19 protein-coding genes, 3 tRNA genes and 1 riboswitch are annotated in these 24,899 nt (G+C 56.1%); of the genes, 9 read left to right on the top strand and 13 right to left on the bottom strand.

Annotated features, from left to right (window positions below):
* Nucleotides 1–5 precede the first annotated feature (5 nt).
* Nucleotides 6–1,565, bottom strand: coding sequence for a nitrite reductase (locus ACU6HM_RS03105; protein WP_235484215.1), 1,560 nt, complete (start codon nt 1,563–1,565; stop codon nt 6–8).
* 319 nt (nt 1,566–1,884) lie between these two features.
* On the opposite strand from ACU6HM_RS03105, the gene pdxR reads away from it, so the two are divergent.
* Nucleotides 1,885–3,357 carry a MocR-like pyridoxine biosynthesis transcription factor PdxR gene (pdxR, locus tag ACU6HM_RS03100; RefSeq protein WP_446763335.1) on the top strand — a complete coding sequence of 491 codons (1,473 nt, stop codon included), beginning with the start codon at nt 1,885–1,887 and terminating at the stop codon, nt 3,355–3,357.
* Between the two features lie 13 nt (nt 3,358–3,370).
* On the opposite strand, the gene ACU6HM_RS03095 is transcribed toward pdxR, so the two are convergent.
* The 3 genes from ACU6HM_RS03095 to rnr form a co-directional block, all read right to left on the bottom strand.
* The gene (locus ACU6HM_RS03095) at nt 3,371–4,606 is read right to left on the bottom strand and encodes a cystathionine gamma-synthase family protein (RefSeq protein ID WP_446763334.1); all 1,236 of its coding nucleotides are present in this window, start codon (nt 4,604–4,606) and stop codon (nt 3,371–3,373) included.
* Between the two features lie 158 nt (nt 4,607–4,764).
* Nucleotides 4,765–5,511, bottom strand: a complete 747-nt coding sequence (gene rlmB / locus ACU6HM_RS03090) for a 23S rRNA (guanosine(2251)-2'-O)-methyltransferase RlmB (protein ID WP_035272375.1) — start codon at nt 5,509–5,511, stop codon at nt 4,765–4,767.
* A 69-nt stretch (nt 5,512–5,580) separates the two neighbouring features.
* Complete coding sequence (gene rnr / locus ACU6HM_RS03085; RefSeq protein ID WP_446763333.1) at nt 5,581–8,058, bottom strand: ribonuclease R; 2,478 nt, start codon at nt 8,056–8,058, stop codon at nt 5,581–5,583.
* A 108-nt stretch (nt 8,059–8,166) separates the two neighbouring features.
* Here rnr and ACU6HM_RS03080 point away from each other — a divergent pair.
* Nucleotides 8,167–8,251: transfer RNA gene (locus ACU6HM_RS03080), tRNA-Leu, on the top strand.
* A 497-nt stretch (nt 8,252–8,748) separates the two neighbouring features.
* Here ACU6HM_RS03080 and ACU6HM_RS03075 read toward each other — a convergent pair.
* The 3 genes from ACU6HM_RS03075 to ACU6HM_RS03065 form a co-directional block, all read right to left on the bottom strand.
* Nucleotides 8,749–9,003: a heavy-metal-associated domain-containing protein gene (locus tag ACU6HM_RS03075; protein WP_031231948.1), complete on the bottom strand. Its 255-nt coding sequence runs from the start codon at nt 9,001–9,003 to the stop codon at nt 8,749–8,751.
* 306 nt (nt 9,004–9,309) lie between these two features.
* Nucleotides 9,310–10,521, bottom strand: a complete 1,212-nt coding sequence (locus ACU6HM_RS03070) for an MFS transporter (RefSeq protein WP_446763332.1) — start codon at nt 10,519–10,521, stop codon at nt 9,310–9,312.
* A gap of 70 nt (nt 10,522–10,591) precedes the next feature.
* The gene (locus ACU6HM_RS03065; protein WP_446763331.1) at nt 10,592–11,974 is read right to left on the bottom strand and encodes a M20 family metallopeptidase; all 1,383 of its coding nucleotides are present in this window, start codon (nt 11,972–11,974) and stop codon (nt 10,592–10,594) included.
* Between the two features lie 153 nt (nt 11,975–12,127).
* On the opposite strand from ACU6HM_RS03065, the gene ACU6HM_RS03060 reads away from it, so the two are divergent.
* Nucleotides 12,128–13,006: a LysR family transcriptional regulator gene (locus ACU6HM_RS03060; RefSeq protein WP_009458923.1), complete on the top strand. Its 879-nt coding sequence runs from the start codon at nt 12,128–12,130 to the stop codon at nt 13,004–13,006.
* A gap of 132 nt (nt 13,007–13,138) precedes the next feature.
* Here ACU6HM_RS03060 and ACU6HM_RS03055 read toward each other — a convergent pair.
* Nucleotides 13,139–13,223: transfer RNA gene (locus tag ACU6HM_RS03055), tRNA-Leu, on the bottom strand.
* A 153-nt stretch (nt 13,224–13,376) separates the two neighbouring features.
* Nucleotides 13,377–13,470, top strand: a riboswitch (SAM-I-IV-variant riboswitch).
* Nucleotides 13,471–13,588: 118 nt separating this feature from the next.
* Here ACU6HM_RS03055 and ACU6HM_RS03050 point away from each other — a divergent pair.
* Nucleotides 13,589–13,933: a hypothetical protein gene (locus ACU6HM_RS03050; RefSeq protein ID WP_446763330.1), complete on the top strand. Its 345-nt coding sequence runs from the start codon at nt 13,589–13,591 to the stop codon at nt 13,931–13,933.
* Here ACU6HM_RS03050 and ACU6HM_RS03045 read toward each other — a convergent pair.
* Together ACU6HM_RS03045 and ACU6HM_RS03040 are read right to left on the bottom strand one after the other, a co-directional pair.
* Entirely contained in the window at nt 13,930–14,730 is an 801-nt protein-coding gene (locus ACU6HM_RS03045) for a siderophore-interacting protein (RefSeq protein WP_446763329.1), read from the bottom strand. The two genes, ACU6HM_RS03050 and ACU6HM_RS03045, sit on opposite strands and share 4 nt — an antisense overlap.
* A 2-nt stretch (nt 14,731–14,732) precedes the next feature.
* Nucleotides 14,733–15,305 carry a PadR family transcriptional regulator gene (locus tag ACU6HM_RS03040; RefSeq protein ID WP_022983141.1) on the bottom strand — a complete coding sequence of 191 codons (573 nt, stop codon included), beginning with the start codon at nt 15,303–15,305 and terminating at the stop codon, nt 14,733–14,735.
* Between the two features lie 162 nt (nt 15,306–15,467).
* Between ACU6HM_RS03040 and ACU6HM_RS03035 the strand changes: the two genes are divergently transcribed.
* Nucleotides 15,468–15,552, top strand: a tRNA-Leu gene (locus ACU6HM_RS03035).
* A 333-nt stretch (nt 15,553–15,885) separates the two neighbouring features.
* On the opposite strand, the gene ACU6HM_RS03030 is transcribed toward ACU6HM_RS03035, so the two are convergent.
* Nucleotides 15,886–16,959, bottom strand: a complete 1,074-nt coding sequence (locus ACU6HM_RS03030) for an NAD(P)/FAD-dependent oxidoreductase (protein ID WP_446763328.1) — start codon at nt 16,957–16,959, stop codon at nt 15,886–15,888.
* 211 nt (nt 16,960–17,170) lie between these two features.
* Nucleotides 17,171–17,851: a prepilin peptidase gene (locus ACU6HM_RS03025; RefSeq protein ID WP_446763327.1), complete on the bottom strand. Its 681-nt coding sequence runs from the start codon at nt 17,849–17,851 to the stop codon at nt 17,171–17,173.
* Nucleotides 17,852–18,075: 224 nt separating this feature from the next.
* On the opposite strand from ACU6HM_RS03025, the gene ACU6HM_RS03020 reads away from it, so the two are divergent.
* Complete coding sequence (locus tag ACU6HM_RS03020; RefSeq protein ID WP_446763326.1) at nt 18,076–20,109, top strand: DUF4139 domain-containing protein; 2,034 nt, start codon at nt 18,076–18,078, stop codon at nt 20,107–20,109.
* Nucleotides 20,110–20,117: 8 nt separating this feature from the next.
* On the opposite strand, the gene ACU6HM_RS03015 is transcribed toward ACU6HM_RS03020, so the two are convergent.
* On the bottom strand, nt 20,118–20,993 hold the full coding sequence (locus tag ACU6HM_RS03015; protein WP_009458907.1) for a LysR substrate-binding domain-containing protein: 876 nt from the start codon (nt 20,991–20,993) through the stop codon (nt 20,118–20,120).
* A gap of 140 nt (nt 20,994–21,133) precedes the next feature.
* Between ACU6HM_RS03015 and ACU6HM_RS03010 the strand changes: the two genes are divergently transcribed.
* The 3 genes from ACU6HM_RS03010 to phnX are packed head-to-tail and all read left to right on the top strand — an operon-like array spanning nt 21,134 to nt 24,882.
* On the top strand, nt 21,134–22,210 hold the full coding sequence (locus ACU6HM_RS03010) for a putative 2-aminoethylphosphonate ABC transporter ATP-binding protein (RefSeq protein WP_009458905.1): 1,077 nt from the start codon (nt 21,134–21,136) through the stop codon (nt 22,208–22,210).
* A complete protein-coding gene (locus ACU6HM_RS03005; RefSeq protein WP_446763325.1) occupies nt 22,197–24,005 on the top strand; it encodes a putative 2-aminoethylphosphonate ABC transporter permease subunit in 1,809 nt (602 codons plus the stop codon). Before ACU6HM_RS03010 ends, ACU6HM_RS03005 begins: the two co-directional genes overlap by 14 nt.
* A gap of 46 nt (nt 24,006–24,051) precedes the next feature.
* On the top strand, nt 24,052–24,882 hold the full coding sequence (phnX, locus tag ACU6HM_RS03000) for a phosphonoacetaldehyde hydrolase (protein WP_009458900.1): 831 nt from the start codon (nt 24,052–24,054) through the stop codon (nt 24,880–24,882).
* Nucleotides 24,883–24,899 lie beyond the last annotated feature (17 nt).

Genomic DNA, 24,899 nt, shown 5'->3' with positions numbered 1-24,899 from the left:
TTTGCTTAGAATTTTTGGGTTTCAGGCTGACCAATGGTGAGCCAACGGGTACGGGCACGCGAGAAAATGCCCGATGGGCTTTCCATCTTGTGTTCAGCTACCAGCTCCAGACTGCGGCTGTCGTAGATCTTCAAGCGATCCCCCCAGTAACCCGAACTGACGTAGAGGTAATCGCCCGTGCGGTTGTAGTTGGGGAAGAAGGCATGACCACCCACCTCCAAAGTCTTCACCACGGACAAGGTGTTTTTATCGATCAGCTGAATCCAGGAAGCGCGCTTGTCCTTGTCGATAATGTCCACCGCCACATACGGGGCATTAGGATGGGCGGCGGGGGATTCGGTGGCTCCGGCAACGGGAATCTGCTTCACCACAGAGAAGTCTTTGACATCCCAGGCAGTAACCACGGAGCCTAACTTGCAGGTGCCCATATTGGTGCCGAAGGCCAGCATGCGGCCGTTCACTTCCGTGACAGCACCCGAGCCTGCGTGGGGCTGACAGCCAGCCGGAATGTCACGTACCACCTTGTCGTCCTTCAGGTCGATGGCCACGTACTTGTTGTCGTCGTAAGAAGCCACCATGGAATAGCGACCATCCGGCGTCAGGAAGGTGTCGTGCAACATGCGGCCGACCTTGGCCAGTTTGGTGACCGGCATATCCGGCTTGTCTGGATCAATAATCCAGATCTGCCCGGCTTGGCGCAGTGTCAATGCAAACTTGTTATTGATACGACTACCAATAATCGGGCCACCGGCGGATTTGATGAAATTGCCGTCCGGGTCCTCGCCCTCCAGAGCGATATATTTCACTGGTTCCAGGGTGTCGGCCTTCAGGATAACCATGCTGTTGGGTACGAAGGAACTCAGTGCCAGCCACTTGCCATCTTTGGATAAGGCAATACCCGTACCAGTCAGCCCCACCTTGGCCTGACGAACAATCTGCAAGGTGTACAAGTCGATTTTGTAGACGTGCCCATCATCACTTTTCAGGTATCCCCAGCGCTCGTGGCTGGGGCTGAATTCCATGATGTGTGGCGCGCCAACCGTGGCAATTTCACCCACCTTCTGGTTGTTCTTGCCATTGATGAAAACAGCACGAGCCTGATTGGAACCATCGCCCCGCCCATAACGCCCACGGGCCATGATGACCATCAAGTCGTAGACGGAATCGATCTCGTAATTGGGTTTGCCGGGCAAGGTGGATTCGTCTACCAGCACTTTCACGCTGGCACGTATCTGATCCATATCCCAAGTGCGTTCCACCACGGGTTCGTTCTTGATCATCTTGGCCAATGCGCGAATATCCTCGTCGGGCAAGCGTCCGACAAAAGGTGGCATCAAGGTATCCGGAATCCCGGTCATGATGGTGCCGCGCAAGGCAATCTCACTTTGAACCAGGCGATCACTGTGCAGGCCCGGAGCGATATACCCTCCCCGGTCGGCTGCGTGACACACCGCACAGTTTTGCTGAAACAAGTTGTCTACCCGAACTTGCTCTTCCGTCGGGGCCGCCAAAGCCGCGCTGACGGTGGTAGACAGGAAGGCCAGGGTCATCATTTTTCTATACATTCCATTACCTCCAACAATTGCCTTGCTAAAGGGCAAGACCAAACAAACTATAACGATTGTTATTTTTTACTGAGAAGGTATGGATACGGATTAAATAATGGGGATGGTTTTTTTATATCGTAATTACGAGATATTAAATACTCTTACCTAGATAAAAACATCCATGACAAGGAGCCAGTTGGCAGATCAAGAAGCCGGATAAATTTATCACGAACGAATATTCATTTTGACCTAACTCAAGTTAAAACTAGAGGCTGCTGCCTATAGTGGCCCGGCCTGGCTCGCCCTTGATGGTTTTGATTATTTTTCCGGTCCCGCCATGTTTTCTTTACCGATTACGCTTTCCCATACTCATAGCCCACCGTATAAACGACAAATTGCACGTCAAATCGAAACCCTGATCTGTTCGGGACGTTTGCAAGAAGGCAATCGCCTGCCTTCAATCAACCGAATGGCGTCTCTGCTGCAGGTTTCCAAAAATACGATCATGGGTGCCTATGACTTGCTGATCGACTCCAATCTGATTCATAGCGAACCTAGCCGGGGATTCTTTGTGGCTACACCTACCCGCAATGGTCGCAGTCGCCTGGCACCGGATTTTGTGCTGGAGACGGCCCACTGTTCACGCAGCCCACGTACCAGCACGGCACAGGCCAGCGGCGTGCATGTGCCTGCTGCCAGCGTGCCCGTTCGTTTTGATTTCAAGATTGGACGCCCCTCGGTCCATGCTTTTCCGCTGCGACAGTTCATTTATTTGTCCAACCAGTTGCTGCGTTACGCAGGCTCTGCCATGGCAGACTATCCACCGCCTGAAGGTCTATGGGGTTTGCGGCTGCAAATTGCGGATTATCTGGCGGCCAGCAAGGGCATATTGGCTGACCCGGAGCACATCATCATCACTGCAGGAACACAGGAGTCCTTAAGTCTGATCGCAGCTCATTTCCTGGACGAAAAAAGCTGTGCGGTGCATGAGTCGCCCGGCTACAACGGCTTCAGACATTTGCTGGCGCGGCACCGTGCACAAAGTATTCCCGTGCCTGTGGACCAGCACGGTTTGCGCACGGATCAATTGCCTGACAAGGCTGTTCAGTTGGCTTTCGTCACGCCCTCCCATCAGTACCCTTTGGGGCACACCTTGACGGTAAGTCGCAGGCAGGAGCTGCTGGCTTGGGCCGGCAGCAGTGGCGCTTTGATTATTGAGGACGATTATGACGGGGACTTCTGTTATGGCCCGGCCCTACCCGCGCCACTGAAGGCCATGAGCCCCGGACAGGTAATTTACCTGGGTTCGTTTTCCAAAACCTTGGGCCCTGGTTTGCGCTTGGGCTATATGGTCTGTCCTCCCCACCTGAGCCAGGATTTTATTGCTCGCAAGGCCTTGCTCAACAACGGGTCACCCTGGCTAACACAAGCCGTGTTGGCACGTTTTTTTGATGAGTATGACTATCCACGGCACCTGCAATACTTGCGCCGCCGTTATCTGGAGCAACGCAATACGCTGTTGCAGGGACTGAAAAAAGTGTGGGGAAATACGGGCGTGGTCAGCGGACACAATGCTGGCATGCATCTGGCTTTTCGCCTGCCACAACAAAGCCCAAATGCCCACCACGTTGCCGCTGCGGCACTGCGCCATGGCATACGGCTCTACCCTTTAGCACAGGCCGCCAGCCAGGAAACAGACAGCACGAATCCACGCCATCTGCTGTTTGGCTATGCGAATCTGGAATGCAGGGAATTGCAGCAAGCAATGCAGCATCTAGCCCTGATACAGCCCAGGCTGAACCATGGCTAGATGTGCGAAGAGCTTAGGACTGGGCCAGCGCCTGATCAAAGTCCGAGGTCAGGTCGATAATCTCTTCGATACCTACGGAGATACGCAGCTGATTGTCGGCAATGCCCATCAGAGCGCGCTGCTCAGGGCCCATCTCGTAGTAGATGGTGTGGGCCACGGGCAGCACCAGACTGCGGTTGTCGCCCAAGTGCGTAGCCAGTACAAAGACCTTCAGGCGATTCAGGAAGTCAAAGATTTCGATGCCCTCTTCCAGCACTACGCTCATCAGGCCACCGAAGCGATTGCCGAACAATTGAGCCGTACGCTCGTGCTGCGGGTGATCTTCCAGGCCGGGATACTGCACGTGCTTGACCTTGGGATGCGCCTTCAAATGGCGCGCCAAGGCCAGGGCGTTGGAACAGATACGCTCCATACGCAAAGGCAAGGTTTCCGAACCGACAGCCAGGCGGTGGGCCACGTCAGACGACAAGGTGCCGCCCATATCGCGCAAGCCCTTTTTCCGAATCTGTACCAAACCCCAATTCTGCGTATTGCCCGTGCGGTAGACCTCGGCAATATTGGGGTAGGTCGTCCAGTCAAACAGGCCGGTATCCGTCACCATGCCACCCAGGGCATTACCGTGACCACCAATGTGTTTGGACAGGGAATTGACCACCAGAGAGGCCTGGAATTCACGGCCGGGCGACAGGTAAGGCGAGGACAAGGTGGCATCGACCACATACAACAGCCCCTCGTCCTGACACCATTGCCCCACCCCTTGCAGATCAGCTACCTGTGTACCGGGATTGGCAATGGTCTCAACAAAGACCATGCGGGTATTGGGCTGCCGTGCGGCTTGCACCTGGGCCAGATCGGTTGCATCCACCAGCGTGGTTTGTACACCCAGGTCGCGCAAAGTCCCCAGCAAGCTATTGGTATTACCGAACAGGAATTTGCTGGCAATCAGGTGATCGCCCTGGCGCAGCAAGGTAAACAAGGTTGCTGTCAGCGCCGCCATACCTGTGGCAAAACTGACGCTGCCTATGCCTTTTTCCATGCGTGTAATCTTGGCTTCCAACGCCGCCGTGGTGGGCGTGCCTTGACGAGAATAGGTAAAGCCGGACTTGCCCTGAAAGACCGCAGCCAGCTCACGCGCATCCTGAAAACCGAACTCGGTCGATGGGTGCAATGGCTGATGGATAGCGCCATGCTGCGTGCCCAAGCGACGGTCAGAGTGCAAGGTAGAGGTAATAAAGCCGTTTTCTTCCATGATCGTTTCCAAGCCCATAATGCGTGTACACACCGTCAGCGCCGATTGGGTTTTGCCCGGCTGACGGCCAATTACCTATTATCTGGTGAAGCGGCGGATGAAACCCGCCGTTTTTTATACAAATAAGTAATTAAGCAAGTAACAAGACTTAAAGGAAATTAAGACTGGCTACGTTGGCGCAAGGTTTCGTACAAGCAAACCGCACTGGCGACGCTAACATTCAGGCTTTCTACTGCGCCCATCATGGGGATGGAAACCAGCTCGTCGCAGGTTTCACGAGTCAGACGGCGCATGCCCTCGCCCTCGGCACCCATTACCCAGGCCATGGGACGGCGGGCATCGACCTGGTGAAAGGTATGCGTGGCCTGGTCGCTGGTGCCAACCAACCAGACATCACGCTCGCGCAGCATACGCATGGTACGGGCCAGGTTCGTTACCGTAATGTAAGGCGTAGACTCTGCACCGCCGCAAGCCACGCGTGATACGGTGGCATTCAGACCCACAGCGCGGTCACGAGGCGCAATTACGGCGTGGGCACCTGCCGCATTGGCGCTACGCAAGCAGGCCCCCAGATTGTGGGGGTCTGTCACTCCATCCAGAATCAACAGAAAAGGAACCTGACCGGCCTCTTCCAGATCGTCCAGCAATTCATTGACATCGACAGCCAGTTCTTGCTCCAGAGCCAATGCCACCACGCCCTGATGGCGCGTGCCTTTGGCCAGACCATCCAGACGCTCGACCGGCACAGCCATGACTTTCAAGCCAGCCTGTTCTACCTGTTCGATAAAAGCCAGCATCCGTTTATCGCGCCGGGTCTGATCCACATAGACCTCGCGCACCGAAGCGGCGCTAAAACGAACTCGGGCAATAACGGCATGAAAACCGGCCAAAACCTGCTGAGGCATAACAATCCTTGGGGGAAATAAGAGCAAATAAAGAAAGCCGGGCAAAAAGCCCGGCTTGGCATTGTACGCCTATCGACGGCGTCCTCTAGGGCTACGCGTGGATTTCGCAGACTTGGCTGCCTTCTCCGCACTGCGCTTTTCATCCCGCTCGGCCTGCTTTTGCGATGCACGCCGTTGGGATGCCGTGGTGCCCTTCAAGGCCAGCGGTTTGGTTGGGGCCGCTTTCTTGATGGGACGCTCGGATGGATCAACCCCTTCAGCTGCCGCCTTCACCGCCTTGTAGCCCACACCCTTGACCAGACGGAACTCGATACGGCGCGCTTCCAGATCAACACGAGCGACCTGGACTTGCACCGCGTCGGTCAGGCGATAACGCAGACCGGTGCGCTCACCACGCAGCTCGTTCGAGGTTTCGTTGTACTGGAAGTAATCCGCACCCAGCTCGGAGACATGGACCAGACCTTCCACATACAAGGTATCCAGCGTCACAAACAGACCGAAGCTGGTCACGCCGCTGATCTTGCCGGAGTATTCCTCCCCCACGTGCTCTTTAACAAACCAGCACTTGAGCCAGGCTTCCACATCTTTGGAAGCCTCATCAGCACGACGCTCGCGCGCCGACAACAAGGCACCCAATTTTTCCCAACGTGCAAAGTCGCGCTTGCTGGCTGGCAAGGCGGCATCGCCCGGATCTTCATCGATAGCCGGAATGTAGCGCTCGCCCTTCAAAATACCCTTGATGACACGGTGCACCAGCAAGTCCGGGTAACGCCTGATCGGCGAGGTGAAGTGCGCGTATTGCGAATAGGCCAGACCGAAGTGACCCGTTTTTTCCGGACTGTAAATAGCCTGCTGCATGGACCGCAAACACATGGTCTGAATGACGGCAAAGTCAGAACGGCCACGAGCCGCAGCCACGACTTTGGCGTAATCCGCAGAAGTAGGCTCATCGCCTCCTTCCAGCGTCAAACCTAAACTGCGCAGATACTCACGCAAGGCTTCCAGCTTGGGCGGCGTCGGGCCTTCGTGTACACGGTACAAACCGTTGCGACGGCTGCGGGCAATAAAGTCTGCAGCACAGGTATTGGCTGCCAACATGCACTCTTCAATCAGCTTGTGCGCATCGTTACGGACCAAGGGTTCGATACGTTCAATACGACCCAAGGGGTTGCACACAATCTTGGTTTCAACCGTATCGAAGTCAATCGCACCACGTGCAGCACGGCGCTCGGCCAGCAGGCGGTACAAGGAGTACAGGTTCTGCACAGGCTCCAGCACGTGCTGAATCTGGGTGGCCGCCGGGCCAGTGGGCTGCTGCAAGGCGCTCCAGATATCGGAATACGTGGTGCGTGCATGTGAATGAATGACCGCTTCATAAAACTGGTAGGCCGACACGGTGCCGGATTTGGCACCATCGGCCAACACGACCATATCGCATACCATGACCAGACGGTCTACCGACGGATTCAGAGAACAAATCCCGTTGGACAGGCTTTCTGGCAGCATGGGGATCACGCGGCGCGGGAAATACACACTGGTGCCACGCTCCAGAGCGTCTTCATCCAGGGCATCGCCAGAGCGCACGTAATGGCTGACGTCGGCAATCGCAACCAGCAAACGCCATGCCCAGCGCGAGCGCTTGCCCGTGCCGATATCAACGCGTTCGCAGTACACCGCGTCATCAAAGTCTCGTGCGTCTTCACCGTCAATCGTGATGAAAGGCACATCGCGCAAATCTACGCGGCCTTTGTATTCCGATGGCTTGACCTTGGCGGGAATGCGCGCAGCCTGCTTGAGCGCCTTCTCGGAAAAATCGACCGGCACTTCAAACTTGCGCACGGCAATTTCAATTTCCATGCCGGGATCGTCAATTTCCCCCAGCACTTCAATCACACGCCCCAAAGGCTGACGATGGCGCTCGGGCTGCTGAGTAATCTCTACCGTCACAACCTGACCGGGCTCGGCCTCGCCCTGGTCTCCGTTGGGAATCAGGATGTCGTGCTTGATACGTTGATCTTCGGGCACCACGATAAACGAGCCACGCTCCCGCAGAAAACGGCCCACCAGCTTGCTGGTGTGGCGCGCAGTAACTTCCACAATCGAGGCATCTGGCTTGCCGCGGTATTCACCGACGATACGCACCATAACGTGGTCGCCGTGCAACACTTTGGCCATTTCTCGTGGCGACAAGAACAGATCGGGCTGCCCATCGTCGCGCTGCAAGAAACCAAAGCCGTCGCGATGGCCCAACACTTTGCCGGCGATAAAACCAGTTTGGTTATTTTTGCGAATTTTGCCTTCGGGGGAAATCAGCAACTGACCATCGCGCTCCATTGCGCGCACACGCCGCTCGAAACCCACCGTAATTTCTTTGCCCAGGCCCAGCTTTTTCGCCAGAGCCTGCATGGTCAGGCCGTCTGCATCTTCGCGCAGCCCCGCCAGGATCACTTCCCGAGTCGGGGTATCCGGGTCGAAGTCAGGCGGCAACTCATAACGGCCCGTTGATTGAATACGGTCCTCAGTACTGTCTTGATGTTTTTTATTCAAAAGGACACTTCCATTATTAATAAAGTATGCCTATAATCCTTTTTCTTTGCTGCTCACGCAGTAAAGTCGTTCAAGGCTTTTGGCACAGCCATAAGCATACAACGATATGCCCAGGTGGCGGAATTGGTAGACGCGCATGGTTCAGGTCCATGTGCCTTCGGGTGTGGAGGTTCGAGTCCTCTTCTGGGCACCAAATTCCAAAAAAGCCGATCATCGCAAGATGGTCGGCTTTTTGCTTTCCAGCCCAGAAAGTCAGGTGCTTGAGCACCTGACGTGGGGGCGAGAAAGGTCGGGCATGCAAGCCCGACCGGGGTCGCGCCCGTGTGACCGAGTCCTCTTCTGGGCACCAAAATTCCGAAAGGCCGCTCATTTCTCAATGGTCGGCCTTTCTTATTTGGTTGCTCCATGAATTTATTATCCTTCAGCATCAATCCGATTACGTCTGACTGTGGCAGAAAACAAGCAGCAATACGACCCCCTTCTTTTGTACACACAGCCATTTCCACACAAAAAATCACCACCGCATGATCGGCTGCTTTCTTTACAGGCCTGTGAATACCCCTTGAAGCAAGCACCTGGGGAGCCAAGGCAACACACTCAAAGCAAAACACCGCCTGCCCTGCTTTGTACAACCATAAAAAAACCGACTGTGTTTCTACAGTCGGTTTTCAGTCTCAGGATGCAGTAGGTTTAACCGCCGCAGCCACCGCAACATGCACCATCTTCACCATGCGCAGGTTTGGCGATTTGATAGCCGGCCCGCTCGACGGCAGCATGCAGATCTTCCAGCGAGACCTGGGTTTCATCAAAACGAACCGACGCCTTTGCGTTTTCGAACGAGGCATCTGCCGCTTGTACGCCTTCAATAGCCGCCAAGGCAATAGCCACTTTATCGGCGCATTCAGGGTGTCGCAAACCCGCCAGTTTCAGCATTCCAACTTGCATTTTTTATCCCTTTAACATGAGGTGAGGCAGTTGATGAAATCGCCACCGCCCATAAAGATATATATTAAATACATCTTATAGATACGGCAAGGTGCCAGGACAAGAACGATGCGCCAGCCTGGAGGCAGACACAAAAAAACCGGCTTGCCCGCTGACCACAGGCAAACCGGTCTGAAAACTGTTTTCTGAACACGCTCCTTAGCTTGTTAGCAGTGCCCGCCCTCCCTTGAACGACCCTGACTTACCTCATACCCAGCTTGCGACTGGCTGCCAGCAAGGCCACGATACTCAACGCCGCGGCCAGAATCAGGTAGTAACTGGGCGCCACCGAGAGCCGGTCAGTGAAATCAGACCCGTGGCAATCACAGGTGCAAAACCACCAAAGACAGTGACGCCGATGTTGTAGCTCAAGGACATGCCTGTAACACGGGTACGCACCGGAAAAACATCAGCCATCAATCCGGCCAAGGGGGCGAAGTACACGGCTTTGAGCAAAGCCATCAAACCTACAACCAGAATCAGCGCCGTTTGGGTCGCCTCGCGGTTCAACCACATGAAAGACGGGAAGATCGCAATCGCATACAGCACGGCAGCGGTGAGCATGATCTTGATCCGACCAACTTTACCTGCGACATAACCTACCAACGGCGTAGCAATAGTCAGAATCAAGCCTGCTGTTAAGGTTGCCAAGAATCCGGCGGATTGTGGAACATGCAATGTGGTCGCCGCATAGGACGGCATATAAGTAATCAGGTAGTTGGAGGCGGTAGACAAGATCAAGGTGCCTAAAGCAATCAACAGCAAAGCCTTTTGTGAACTCAGTACTTCTCGCACTGGCTGACCGCCCGGCTCACTTTCTTTGAAATCCGGAGACTCATCCACCGTTTTGCGGATCCAGTATCCTACCGGCCCCAGCAACAAGCCGAAGAAAAAAGGAACACGCCACCCCCAATCCAGCATCTGCTGTTCGCTTAAGGTAGAAGTCAACACATAACCGAACAAAGAAGCCAGCACGACACCAAAGCCCTGACTGGCAAACTGCAGACTGGCCACAAATGCGCGAGAGCGTTCTGGAGCATGCTCCATCATAAATGCGGTAGAACTGCCAAATTCGCCCCCCGCCGAAAAACCCTGAATAAAACGCGCAATCAAAATACCGATAGGCGCAATGAGCCCGAGCGTTTCATAACCAGGCATGACCGCAATCATGAACGTGCCCAATAACATCAAGAGGATGGACAGGGACAAGGCTTTCTTGCGTCCGTGTCTGTCCGCATAGGAGCCAATAACCGCGGCTCCAATGGGCCGAATCAGAAATGAAATCCCGAATGTGGCAAAAGCCAGAACCAAAGAGACAGTAGGGTCTGAGCTCGGAAAAAAAACACGACCAATGGTCAGTGCAAAGTAGGCATATACAGCAAGATCAAACCACTCCAAGGTATTCCCCACCACGGACGCGGCGACCGGCTTCCAGAACGAACGCGGTAAAGGCCCCACCGCTTTTTTGGTCTGCTCCATCTTTTATCTCCTCCTGCCCCCGGTGTTTCCGAAGGCAATGCGCCGTTACTTCTGAACGGCGTCTGTTTTTTTAAGTGTTCTTGTTCAATTCGCCCAGTTCCCAGAAAACGCTGGTCATGATGTCCAGTCCCTCTTGGATAATGGGAGTCAGCATGTGCTCATTGGGAGCGTGCTGAGAGCAGCCGGGGTAGGAGTGTGGCACCCAGATCGTGGGCAGACCCAGTACATCGGCAAAAATATCGTTGGGTACAGTTCCTGCCAAATTCGGGATCACGGCAATTTTCTGATCCGTCACTTTGCTGATCGCATCCTTGATCAAGGCGATCCACTTATTGCCCAGATCCAGCCTGGTGGCAGGCATGATCTGGCCCATATGAATACGCACCTGCTCGAAGCCACGCGCATCAAGGTGCTGGCGCAAGGTGCTTTCCAAGTCCTCTGTCTGCGTTCCCAGCACAAAACGCAAATTGCAAAAAGCCTGAGCACGAGGCGGGATAGCATTGATTGGTTTTTGCGGATTCCCGGCATCCAGTGCCAGCACTTCCAAGGTGTTCCAGCCGAACAGACGTTCGCCGTAACTAAGGCCCGGTTCGCCCCAATGCGCATTTAAGGCCAGCCCCAAGGTATGCTGACCAATCTCCAAATCTGCAATGGCAGCCAGCACGTCCTCCGGTATGGGGCCTGGCGTCAGTTCGCGACACAACAGCTGTCCTTGAGGCCCCACCAGGCAGGCCAGAGCATTGGCCAGCACCACCGCGGGGTTTTCCATCACCCCGCCCCAATTGCCCGAGTGCAGCCCCCCTTCACGCGAAATCACCTCCAGCGAGAACAACGCAGTGCCACGCGAGCCCAAGAACAAGGTCGGCTGATTGGCGTTCAAGCGCGGGCCGTCCGAGGCCAGAAACAGATCAGCCGACAAGCTCTGTACATGTTGTTCGCAAAACTCGCGCAAACCGATCGAGCCTCGCTCTTCACCCGTCTCAAAGATGGCTTTGAGGTTGAAACCCAAACGCCCATCGCGAGCTTGAATGACCTGTTCCAGCGCGGCCAGATTGATGCTGTGTTGGCCTTTATTGTCCGCCGTCCCCCGGCCGTACCAACGCTCCCCTTCGATCTTCAATTCCCAAGGCGCCAAGCCTTCACGCCATTGATGGTCATGTCCGGGCACCACGTCGCCATGCCCATAGGTCAGAATCGTGGGTAGCTCATCGGATTCATGTCGGTGAGCCAGAAGGATGGGGCCTGCCCCTTTGGGATTGGCCAGGATACGGACCTCAAACCCCAGTTTCACCAAGGAAGGGCCCAGCTCCTGATCCAGGTAGAGCTGCAATTGATCCACTTTCTCCGCAGTCTGGCTGTCACTTTGAATCGCCACACGACGGCGCAAGTCCTGCTCGAAACCGCCCTCCTCAAAATAGGCGCGCACCCTGGACAAGGCTTTACTTTTTCCCATTTTTGTCTCGTTGTCTTATTGATAGGAAAGAGGACTATAGAATTCGTTTTACCTTCTGTATATTTCTATCTTTAGAATAGAATGAACTAATTTTTAGAATTCTTAAGTTAAGTCCTAAACTATCGGTACAGACGGGATTAGCTGAGCAAAATCATGGACTACAAGTACTTTCTGGCGGTGATGGAAACAGGATCACTGGCAGCAGCCAGTGCACGACTGCACATTGCCTCCAGCGCAATCAGCCGGCAAATCACCCTGTTGGAGGAATCCATAGGCGTTACGCTGTTCGAACGCAGACGGCGGGGAATGGTACTGACGGCAGCAGGTCAGGCCCTAGCCGAACATGCCCTGCGTGTGCGATTGGAGGAAGAAGCAATCTTGCAAAGCCTGCGGCAGAACGACTATGCCCAGGCACACTTGATACGAGTGGCGGCCACAGAGGGCCTGTCCCGCTATTTTCTACCCATGGTCATGGCTGAGTTTTCCAACCGAACCCCTTTGGCGCGGTTCGTCTTGAAGGTCAGCTCGCCCGATGACTGTGTGGAAATGGTCAGAAGCGGAGAGGTCGATCTCGGGGTCATTTTCAGCACGGCCCCGGTACCCGACATTGAAGTGAACTACTCCTGCCTTTCACCTATTTTTGCCATCATGCAACCTGAGCACCCCCTGAATGCGGCACGCAGTTTATCCTTGACCCAACTGCAGCCCTACCCCATTGTGATGCCCGGAGAGGAGCTAACTCAAAAGCAGTTGTTTAATCATGTCTGCCAGATGGAGAAGCTGGTCTTCAACGAGGTATTTACCTGCAATTATTCGGGAGTACTGCACGAGTTCGTCCGTCGTACCAACGCGATTGCCTTGGGGGCGTCGATCAGCCATCGCAGCAGCATGGACCACGGTCTGAAAATCGTTCCCATACTGGACCCCCGCCTGGACAGGGATCTACAGGTTTTAAGTATGGCAAAGCGGGCACTACCTCAAAGCGTCAACACTTTTCTGCAAGCCTTGATCCGGGAACTGAAGGAAGTTTGAATAACTCGATGACTGAGCTTTCCTTTAGGTTGGCTGTAACAATGCTCTGCAGCTAGTTGCTCACGCCTCTTTTTGTGAACACACAAAACAAAAAGCCGACCATCTTGCGATGATCGGCTTTTTGAGGAATTTTGGTGCCCAGGAGAGGACTCGAACCTCCACACCCGAAGGCACATGGACCTGAACCATGCGCGTCTACCAATTCCGCCACCTGGGCTCTGACTGCTGGATTTGTTTTTCAACTCGTCTCTGCAAGACAGAAGAGAACTATAACATGGTTTTGAAAGAATGCAAACTATTTCTGCTTTTTTTCATGTCTGACAGAAATAAGCGCAGCCCTTGCACTTCATAAGAATCGCTTTTATGCTTATTGCTATATCAAGAGTTGGGACAACCCATGCCAACCTGTGTACCCGCACAAGGTGGATTCAAGATATGGCCATCTGGCAATCAATGGGATCATCAAGAAACGAACCCGCTGCCAGCGGGTTTTTTTTATGCTTGGTCGTTTCCAGGCAAAGGGTCCTTTAATCCAACTTGCTCACCCGGAAGCCCCTTCCAAGAGCTAAACAGGAGTGTTTCATGTCTGCACCGTTTTGCTACCACCTGACTTTAGAGCAGCACCACTACCGCATTGTCCTGCACCCCGGTTGTTCCCGGCTGGGTGTAGTGTGCGAAGTACATGCTGACAAGGTCGGAGATTACGAGCCGCGCTGGCTGGGTTCCAGTTGTCGCGGTGGCTATTGGGCCCGCTTCCAGCACGATATTGACAGCACCTTGTTGCTGAACATGGATGCCATTGCCCGCCTGATTGACGAACACCGTCTGGCTCATCCCAATACGGTGCTGGATACAGATTTACAACCCGTGTTGAACGTGGGCGGACGCTTGCGCGCCCAGCCCTACCCTCAGCAAAAAGCCGCTTAGTCCAAGCGTGGGGCGTCGTCGCCCTGATCGCCTTGACGCCAGTAGCTGCTGGCCCGAATCGCGCCTTTATCCAGGCCGCGATCTTGCACCCAGTACTCACGCAAGCTTTGAGCGATGGAATATTCTGCTGCGACCCACACATAGCCGGTGCCGCTCAACTCGGGTGCGGCACGCAATGCGTCCAGAATGCCATTCAAACCGGCCAGCGAAGGAATCCAGTTCACCGTGACATGGTCCGGTGCCTCCATCGCACCGACTGTCAGCAGATTACGTGCCAATACGTAAACCTGCACCTTCACATTGGAAGGCAGTTCTTTCACTCGTCGCGCCATGGCAGGCACAGCGGTTTCGTCGCCAATCAGGATTTGCCAATCCAGGTCCTTGCTGACCAGGAAGGAGCCACGCGGGCCGGCCACACCGAGCTTGTCGCCCTCTTTAGCTTGCATGGCCCATTGGCATGCAGGGCCTTCACCGTGGACCACAAAATCAATATCCATCTCCTTTTCCTGCTCGCGGAACTCGCGAGGAGTGTAGTCGCGGATAGGTGGCTTTTCCTGACCGGCGGCAAAGACCATGCCACGCTCGCCCATTTGAGGCAGTCGCAATTCTTTAGTGACAGGGTCCGGGAAAATCAGTTTGACGTGGTCATCAAAGCCAGGGGTATAAAAACCTTCCAGATCCGAGCCTTCCAGGGTGATGCGCACCATATCAGGCCCCAGTTCGCGCCGCTTTTTTACGGTCAGCAAACGCAACTTCAAGGTATGAGCAACTTTCTGCGTTAATTGTTCAGACTGCATTCTTAAGACTCCTTGGGCAAGTTCCGTATGTCAGCGATGGCTTTTTCCAAAATGGCCACCACCTCTGCCTGTCGTTCCAGACTGGCTGTCGATTGTTCAAACATGGCCTGCTTCAGGCTGTGGCGTACCTGGACAAACTCCGGCAACCAACCTGTTTGTTCCTGCGCGGCCTTCAAATCCTCGTCGCTATTGTGTTCGGCCAGCATCTGCCGTATCCACACCAGCTTGCGCCCGCGATAGGTCAGGGACTGCATCAGGTAATCGCACTTTTCTTTTTGCTCTTCCAGATACGTGTGCCCTTCCTTGGTCAGGCTGTACATCTTGCGACGGCCTTCTTCTTCAATCAGCACCCAGCCTTGCGTGGCGCAATACGCCAGGGCGGGATAGACCGCACCAGCGCTGGGTACATAGCTGTTCTGGCTAAGCTGCGCGAAACGGCGTATCAACTGATAACCGTGAGTACTGCCCTCTTTGAGCAGGGCCATCAGCATGAGCTGCATGGCCCGAGCAGAGTATTTTCGGCCTTGGCCCATATCCAGCAGCATCCGCTCGACATCCATTGTGTTGAATTTCATGTCCATACTCTTATGCTATATCACATGACACACTATAATGATAATGAGAATGCCAATCAACTAGAAATAGAAATTAAATTTATTGAGTGAAAAATGCTTGCTTTCCCAAGGAAACTCACTCTATAATTGAACGCTTGAGACGGGCAGCAGCCTTGATCAAAAGCCCAGGTGGCGGAATTGGTAGACGCGCATGGTTCAGGTCCATGTGCCTTCGGGTGTGGAGGTTCGAGTCCTCTCCTGGGCACCACAAATTCCTCAAAAAGCCGATCATCGCAAGATGGTCGGCTTTTTGTTTTTTCCGTCTCTGAAAGCAAGCAGCTTGAACCCCTGTTTGAAGACGAGGAAGTCAGATACGTAGATCCAATCAGTGTTGATATGACCGGGGCTCTCTTCCAGCGGTACGACCTTCCGAAAAATCAAACTCCTTTTGGACTGAAGGCAGACGTATTCAAAACACCTCCCTGACTTACCGAAGAACAATCAGCCATAAAAAAAGCCGAAACAGCATGAGCACTGTCTCGGCTTTTTTGATTCTGGCGGTCTTACAGCAAGCTATTTCGTTGTCCCGCCCTCTTTACCATCACTCCAAGGCGCGATGACGACGCTGCCAGAAAGGCTGCGCCGCGTAGCGTTGCTCCATGCCATACAAAGCATGCTGCGAATTCAGGTGGCGCACCAAACCTAACAAATAGTCCTTTTCGTAAGCACGCGCCGGCTCGGGATTGCCTTTTGTCAGAGCTACAGCAGCCTGTGCCGATTGTGATCCGCTCCACAAGGCCGTTGCCAGGCCATTGGCGGCCAGGGGGTCCATGGCCGCGCCTGCATCACCGGCACGCAAGATGCGGCCTTCCACGAAGTAAGACACGGTGCAGCTAGCGGCAGCGCTGACTTTAGGAGTGTGAGCAGCCATCTGATTATCCAAGCCCAGGCTTTCCATACGCACTCGTGCCGCGTCGGCACAGCCCAGCAAACCGGCCCAGACCGAACCATCTCGACTCAAACCATCGGGCAAAAGATCCGAGTCCGAAAACAAGGCCACCATCAAGCGATGACCCGGCATGGGGGACAGGTACCACCACCCCAACTCGACGGCTTCTACCAGGGAAGCAGCCAAGGGTTCTGCCCCTTCAGACAGGTCAAAGACGTGCCACGCAGCGACCAGTCTATCCAGACGATGGCGCTGGGCGGCCGCACCAGCGGACAAGGCTGCACGACCAGTACAGTCGATTAAAGCAGCGGCTTGCAGGCTAGTACCCTCTGCCAGCCTGGCAATAACACCTTCAGGCTGATGTTCCAGACCCAAGACACGCGTCTGGCGAATACTGACCTTCGCTTCTTTTTGTACACGCTCAAGCAGCGCCTGTTCCAGACGGGCCTTGTCCAGCAGGTAGCCCTGCCCGTCTTCATCCTGGACGGTGCGCAGTCCTGCGCTACCCCATACCGAAAAACGCCCTTGTGAACGCAAGGCCACCGTCTCATCCAGACAGCCTGCCCAGCCCAGGCTGGTCAAGACTACGGCCCCGCGTTCGGACAAGGTCTCACCAAACGAGGGCTGGGGCTCCTGAGGAGCCACCAGCGTTACTTCCTGACCTTGCATACTCAGGCGACGCGCCGCCGCTAAGCCCGCCACACCGGCGCCAACAACAATAATCATGCCTTCATCCTCAGGTTCCCGTCTGCTTTGTCAGCGGGACAATGTCCATGGAACCGCGTTGTACTTCCACATACAGCTCGGGCGGAACTCCCGCCAGCCCGACTGGCCCCGGACGTTTTACCACGACTCCCATACGGGTCCAAACTTTTGCTGTGGCAGCGCGAAAAAGGCCTGCACAGCCTGTTTAATTGTGGAAAAAACGAATCATGTTTTACAAAATGCGCGGCAGGGAAAACAGCATGACCCAGCCTCCCAGGACCAGATACGGACCAAAGTGAATGGCCTGCCCGGCTTGCAAACGCCCACCAAGGCGCAAGACCAGAGCCGCCAGCAAGCCCAATACCGATGCCGCCAGAAGAATTCCCGGCAAGGCGGTGGCCCCCAGCCAAGCGCCCAAAGCAGCCAGCAACTTGAAGTCGCCATAGCCCATGCCTGCACGCCCGGTCAGCAACAAGAACACATGGTTTAACAGCCACAGCAGGCTGTAGCCCAATGCCGCGCCAATCACCGCCAAGGGCAAGCTGCTAAAGGTGTGATCCAGATTGACCAGCAAGCCCAGCCACAGCAAGGGCAAGGTGAGACGATCAGGTAGATAGCCGGTTTCCGCGTCAATCCAGGCCAAGAGAGCAGTACCAGCGATAAACACACAGGCCGCCACTGCTGCAGGCGTCAACTGCCAGCGCCAACCGGCCCACAACATCAGGACCAGGGCCAGACTCTGGCATACCCATCCCCATTGAAGATGAGCACGCGGCGAACGCCCGTCCAACTCAGGCTCCAGCTCTACAGGCAGGCTCCAGGACAGGTGTCGGGCTGGCCAGAAAAAACAGACCGCCAAGATCAGAGCAACTCCCATCCCCGCCCAGGCATTGCCCCACGACGTCCACATCATATTGATCCTTCACCAGATTGATAAACGCGCGCTGGCACAAGCTACGCTGCCCAAATCCTAGCAGAGCCTTGCGCGCTTTTGATGACGTAAGTATTTTTTGCCCCAGGTAGAGAAAGCCGGACGGTGGCATTTTTTTGTTACCCGAATGACAGACAGAGCCCCACAAGGCTAGGCATAATGCGCTTCAACCCTTTGTTTCGCTTACGGATGAATAAGGAAGCGCTATGAACCACTTTGTGCCCCACGCTGCGCGTACGCCTCGCCTGCGCTTTTTGACCGGCGCCTTGCTCCTGGTCTGGATGGGCTCGGCAGCCAGCACCGCCTGGGCCCAGCAGATCGAGTCCATTACCTTATCCAGTGCCGGTATGGCCGAGATCGAGCGACAAATCCCCGTCTCTGACACCGGTACCGCTCAGTTGCGTGTGCCCCTGACCCAGGTCGATGACATTCTGAAAACCCTGATGGCCGTCGATGGCAAGAACCGCATCGACTCCCTGACCTTGTCGGGTCTGGCCCCACTGAAAGAAAGCTTTGACAGCCTGCCCTTCTCGGCCAAAGACCTGCGCTCGCCCGCCACCCTGGCACAAGCGTTGCGCGGCCAGCAAGTCAGCGCCAGCTCGCAAGGCCGCCTGGTACGGGGTGCCGTCCTGGGGGTGCAAGCTACTGCGGCCACCAAGGAACATCCCGCCCAGGCCATCTTGAGCGTGCTGACAGAGCAGGGCCAGATCCAGACCCTGGAATTGGGCCCCGACACCAGCCTGGAAGTACTGGACAAGACCTTGCAACAGCAATTGCAGCAGGCCACCGAAGTGCTGGCCGGTCAAAGCAATCAGCAGTCGCGTGATATTCAACTGGTCTTGAACAAGACCGACACCAAGACAGCCCGCCTGTCCTACCTGATTCCTGCACCGGTATGGAAAAGCTCCTATCGCCTGATGATGCAGGACGGCAAAGCCCGCCTGCAGGCCTGGGCCATTTTTGAGAACACCAGCGGTGAGGACTGGAAAGATGTGAAGGTCACGCTAAGCTCGGGCTCGCCTGTGATGCTGCGCCAGCGTCTGCTGGAGCGTTACTGGAACGAGCGCCCTGAACTGCCGGTGGCTGTAGGCAGCTCCATCGCGCCGCAAGCTGACACCCAGGCTACTGTCAGCGCAAATCACGCCCGCAAAGCAGCAGGTGAGGCCATGCGTGCTCGCATGGCTCCAGCCGCACCCGCTCCCATCATGATGGAAAGCGCCGCCTATGCGGCCGATGGCAACATGGCCAAACAGTGGGCTTCGGGCGGCGCTGGCGCCAGCACCCAGGCACAGGAAGGTCAGACTCAAGTGCGCTTTAGCCTGCCACAAACGCTAAGCGTACCCACCGGCCAGACGGTTTCGGTGCCCTTTATCGACACATCGCTGCAGGCCGAGTCCCTCTCGGTTTACCGCAGCGGCCAAGCTGGCGACTATCCCACAGCCGCCATTTGGGTGAAGAACGAGCAGGCCAATAGCCTGCCGCCCGGCATTATTACCGTCTTTAATGAACAGGACGGTCACGTGGGTGATGCAGAGCTGGCCGGTCTGCCTGCTGGCGAGCAGCGTTTGATCTACTTTGCCCAAGACAGCAAAGTTCAAATCCGCGAAGAGCAAACGGATGAATACCGCCTGAGCAAAACCCGTGTGACTGATGGCGTTGCCCGTTCGGAATGGACGCGCTTGCAGAACTTCCGCTACGAGATCAAGGCTCCGGCCGATGAAGATCGCACGGTGCTGATCCAGTTGCCTCGTCAGGATGGCTGGTCCTTCAAGTCCGACGCCCATGATAGCGATACCGTCCAGGAGCACCGCCTGAAAGTGAAAGTTGCCAAGGGCAAGACGGTCACCGTCACGGCCCAGCTGAGCCTGCAAGACCATATGGAATTGCGCCTGGAAGAAATCGACGAGAACATGCTGCTGCAGTGGCGTGGAAACGGCCAGGACAGCGCGCAACAAGCCAGGATGGACAAGCTGATCGAGCTGCGTCGTCAGCTGAGTCAGGCCCAGCAAGCGCAGAATCAGGCCGTTGAGGCCCTGAACGAAACCGTGGCTGAACAGGAACGCATCCGCGCCAACCTGGCTGCCGTCAGTGCACAAAGCACCTTGGGTCAGCGTTTCAGCGAGCAACTGGCCCAGCAGGAAGACCAGATTGCCAGCCAGCGCAAAGCCGTTAAGGAACAGCGCGACGCTGTACAGAAGGCCCGTCAGGCTTTTGAGAAAGGTCTGGCCGAACTGGCTTGATCCTGGCCTTATGCAGGTGCAGGCAGCTCGGCCTGCACCTGCTCCAGAAACGCGCGTATGGCATGGCCCTGCGCGCGTTCTTTCAAGCAATACACAAACTCGCTCAAATGAGCCGAGACATCACTGAGTGGCACACTGATAATGTCCGGATGCGCAGGCACTTCACGCAAGGGCAGCAAACTGGCCCCCATGCCGCACACCACTCCCCACCCTATCGCCTCCCGGCTCCCTATCTCCAGCAACTGCGTCGGCTCCTGCCCCGCCTGCCGGAACACTTGATAGCATAGCTCCCGTGTCATGGACCCGGGCTCACGCATCAGAATGGGATGGCGGCACAGGTCCACAATACGCACACGCTGCCGGTTAGCCAAAGGATGATCCACTCGCAGCACGGCCACCAAGGGATCAGAAGCCAGCAGCAGACGCACCAGACGCGGATCATCAACCAGCGCCGAGGACGCGATCACATCAAGTTGATAGTCATGCAAGGCACTCAAGACCCGTTGCGAATTATCAATGCTCAAACGCATCTTCACGCCGGGATAAGCCTGATGGAAATTCCGTAATACAGCCATGATGTAATACGGCCCGGTCGCGCCCACTCGCAACATGCCACTTTTCAGATCGCGCAGATCGCGCAAACTGAAATCGATCTGGGCAGCTTGCTGCATCAGTTGCTCGACTTGGGGCAAGAGGCGTTCCCCTTGCTGGCTTAAGTACACCCCCTTGCCTTGCCTATAGAACAGCTCCACGCCATAGCGGGCTTCCAGCTGTCGCAGATGCGAGGTCACGGTGGGCTGGCTGATCCCCAATTGCTGGGCAGCCTTGGTAATGGAGCCACAATGAGCCGTGGCGTGAAAGGACTTCAGTTCCAGAGCCAGCATGCTGCCGCTCTCCTCGGGGAAGAATCAAAGCCCAAATTATCCAATGCTCGTATTACAGAAATTAGTTGTACTGTCATAGTGCCGCCATATCCGACTCCCATACTGACGTTCATGACATTCATGACAAGTCGGAACCCAGGATGAGCGCCAAGCCCGCATTTTTAACCATACAAGGACTGCACAAGCAGTTCGGCTCCTTTACCGCCCTGGACCAGGTCAGCCTGGATATACAAGCCGGTGAACTGGTGTGTTTGCTGGGCCCCTCGGGCTGTGGCAAAACCACTTTGCTGCGATGCATTGCCGGGCTGCAACAAGCCGATCAAGGCATCATCGTGATGGCGGGCCGTGACATTACTCACTTGCCCCCTCAACAGCGTGATTACGGCATCCTGTTTCAGTCCTACGCCCTGTTTCCCAACCTGACCGTAGCCCAGAATATTGCCTACGGCCTGTCGCCCCGCAAGAACCTGGCCACCCAAGTGCGTCAACGCGTCTCCGAGATGCTGGATCTGGTCGGCCTGTCCGGTTCGGAAAACAAGTACCCGGCACAACTGTCGGGCGGTCAGCAGCAGCGTGTAGCCCTGGCTCGTGCACTGGCCCCCTCACCCTCCTTGCTCTTGCTGGACGAACCCATGTCGGCGTTGGATGCCCAGGTGCGCGAGCGTCTGCGTATCGAGCTGCGTGCGCTGCAAAAGCAACTGTCCATCACCACCTTGATGGTGACGCACGATCAGGAAGAAGCCATGGTCATGGCCGACCGTATCGCCGTGATGGAAAAGGGCCGACTGGTGCAATTTGATCGTCCCCAGGCTTTGTACCGAGCCCCCTCTGATCCCTTTGTGGCGGGCTTTATCGGTGAAGCCAACTGGCTGCCCTTTACGCCCTTGCACGATTGCTCGGTGCTGGTCGAGCGCGTTCGTCTGGACTTGGGCCAGGAAGCGCCTACTGCAGCAGGACGTCTTTTCATCCGCCCTGAAAACATTCGGGTACTGGATAACAACAGCCCGGCCACCACGACCAATACCTTTTTGGCCGACATCGTGGACGGCGTGTTTTTAGGCCGTCACTACAAGCTGATTCTGCGCCCCGAAGGCATGGACGGGCTGACTGTCCAGGCCATCGTCAACCCCGAACAAGGGGATCGCTTGCTTGACCCCTTGGCCGCACGTCGCTGCCGCATTCAGCTTCCCAGCGAGGCGCTGCATGCCCACCATTGATTCCACACCACAGCCTGGCGCGGCGTCCCTGCGCTCCACCAGCCTGTATGGCCTGCCCGTTGCTGAAACTAGCGTGAAGAACCATCCCCTGACCCGTCCCGTTTTGCCTGTCTGGATAGGCTCGGCGGCACGACGCGCCTTATTGATTGCCCTGTTTGCCCTGCTGGTCCTGTTCCTGGCCCTGCCCATGCTGTTCATCTTGCTGCGCGCCATTCAAGACGGCGACGGGCAACTGGTGGGTTTGGGTCAGTTCTGGTCGGTGATCAGCGCCCCGGGCTTCATGCCCATGGTGGGCCGCAGCATTCTGGTGGGCGTGACCACCTTGCTGATCGTGATCCCCGTTGCCTACGCGTTCGCCTTTGCCCTGCAACGCTGCTGCATACGCGGTGCCGGACTATTTCGTGCGCTGGGCCTTTTGCCCTTGCTGGCCCCATCGCTGATGCCGGGCCTGTCCCTGATCTACTTGTTTGGTAATCAAGGTTTGCTGCGTAACTGGTTGGGCGGTGAAACGATTTATGGTTTCTGGGGCATTGTGCTGGGCGAAGCCTTCTACACCTTCCCCCACGCCCTGATGATTCTCAGTACCGGTCTGGCCCTGGCCGATGCTCGTCTGTATGACGCTGCCCGCGCCATGGGTGCCAACTCCTGGCGTCGCTTCCTGACGGTAACCCTGCCCGCCAGCCGCTATGCCGTTTTTTCCGCCGCATGCCTGGTCTTTACTCTGACCGTCACTGACTTTGGCGTGCCCAAAGTGGTGGGCGGTTCCTACAACGTGCTGGCCATGGAAGCCTATAAAGCCGTGGTCGGTCAGTTGCAGTTTTCCAAAGGCGCGGCCATTGGCGTGCTGCTGCTGATTCCCGCTGTGCTGACCTTCTTTCTGGACCGTCATCTGCGTGCTCGTGCCAGCGGTCAGGCTCAAGGCTCGCTCAGTGCCTACTCGCCTCTGCCACACCGTCAGCGCGACCGTTACTTCACTCTCGTTCTGGTACTGGTATCCCTGGCCATTCTGAGCATTGTGGGCATGGCGGTCTGGGCGTCCCTGATCAAGTTCTGGCCTTACAACCTGAGCCTGTCCCTGAAGTCCTACGATTTCAACAATATGGACGGTGGCGGCTGGCTGGCCTGGCGCAACAGCCTGACCATGGCCTTGTTTACCGCCATTCTGGGTTCGGCCCTGATCTTTCTGGGCGCCTGGGTGCTGGAGAAACTGCCTGCCCGTGGCCAGTCCGAAAAAGGCTTGTACGGCGTGCTGCAAATGCTGGCGCTGGCCCCCATGGCCATTCCCGGTCTGGTGCTGGGCCTGGGCTACATCTTCTTTTTCAACCACCCCAACAATCCCTTGTCCGGTCTGTACGGCTCCATGAGCTTGCTGGTCCTATGTACGGTGATTCACCTGTACACCAGTGCCCATCTGAACTTTGTGACGGCCCTGAAAGCCATTCCTGGCGAGCTGGAAGCCGCTGCCGCCTCCCTGAAGGCTCCGCGTCTGTCCACCTTGATGGGTGTCACCGTGCCGCTGTGCCTGCCTGCCTTGCTGTCGGTGGCGCGCTACCTGTTCGTCTCGGCCATGACCACCGTGTCTGCCGTCGTGTTTCTGTACAGCCCGCAAACCGTGCTGGCCTCGGTAGCGGTCATGAATATGGACGACGCCGGCTTTATCGGCCCGGCCGCCGCCATGTGCACGGTCATCATGCTCAGCTCCGGCTTTGTCTGCGTCCTGGTTCATGTTCTGAGCCGCGCTTCCTTGCGCCGCAGCCAGGCCTGGCGCTCTCCTACTTCTCTTTCCTCAACCTGATAGGACCGCAATGTCATCCCCAACTTGCGCGAATACATCGCTTGATATGCCAAGTCACCAGACTCCACGCCTTGAAGCCCTGATTTTTGACTGGGCCGGCACACTGGTGGATTTTGGATCCTTTGCTCCCACCCAGATTCTGGTTGAAGCCTTCAAGTGCTTTGATCTGAATTTGAACCTGGACCAGGCCCGCAGCGCGATGGGCATCGGTAAATGGGATCACATCAAGGCCATGCTGGAGTTGCCTGAAGTGCGCGCCCAGTTTGTGGCCCTGCATGAGCGCGAACCCGATGACAGCGATGTAGACCGTATCTACAACACCTTCCTGCCCATGCAGAACGAACGCGTGGGCGAGTTCTCCGCCGCCATTCCCGGTGCCCGCGAAACCTTGTCCTGGGCACGCCGCCAAGGTCTGAAAATCGGCTCCTGCTCCGGCTACCCGCGTCTGGTTCTGGACAACCTGCTGCAACACGCCCACCGCCAACAAGTACTGGTGGACTACCACGTCGCCTTTGACGAAGTCCCGCAAGCACGCCCCTGGCCTGCCATGGCCCTGGAAAACGTCATTCGTCTGGAAATCAAGAATGTCGGTGCCTGCGTGAAGATTGACGACACCCCGGTCGGCATTGAAGAAGGCCGCAATGCCGGTATGTGGACGGTAGGTTTGCTGCTGTCAGGCAATGCCGCCGGACTGACCGAACTGGAATTTCTGGCTCTGGACGAAGAAAGCCGCCAAACCCTGCGTGATCGCGCCGCGGCCACCTTCGCCAATGCCCAACCGCATTACCTGATCGACACCGTTGCCCAACTGCCTGCCGTGGTTGAACAAATCACCGAGCGGATGGCCCAGGGCGAATGCCCTGGCGACTCTCTCTAACCCCACCCCCCTTTTGC

It is taken from the genome of Alcaligenes sp. RM2 (assembly GCF_052931795.1).
Note: the sequence above shows the minus strand (reverse complement) of the source record. Positions and strands in the feature narration are given on the sequence as shown.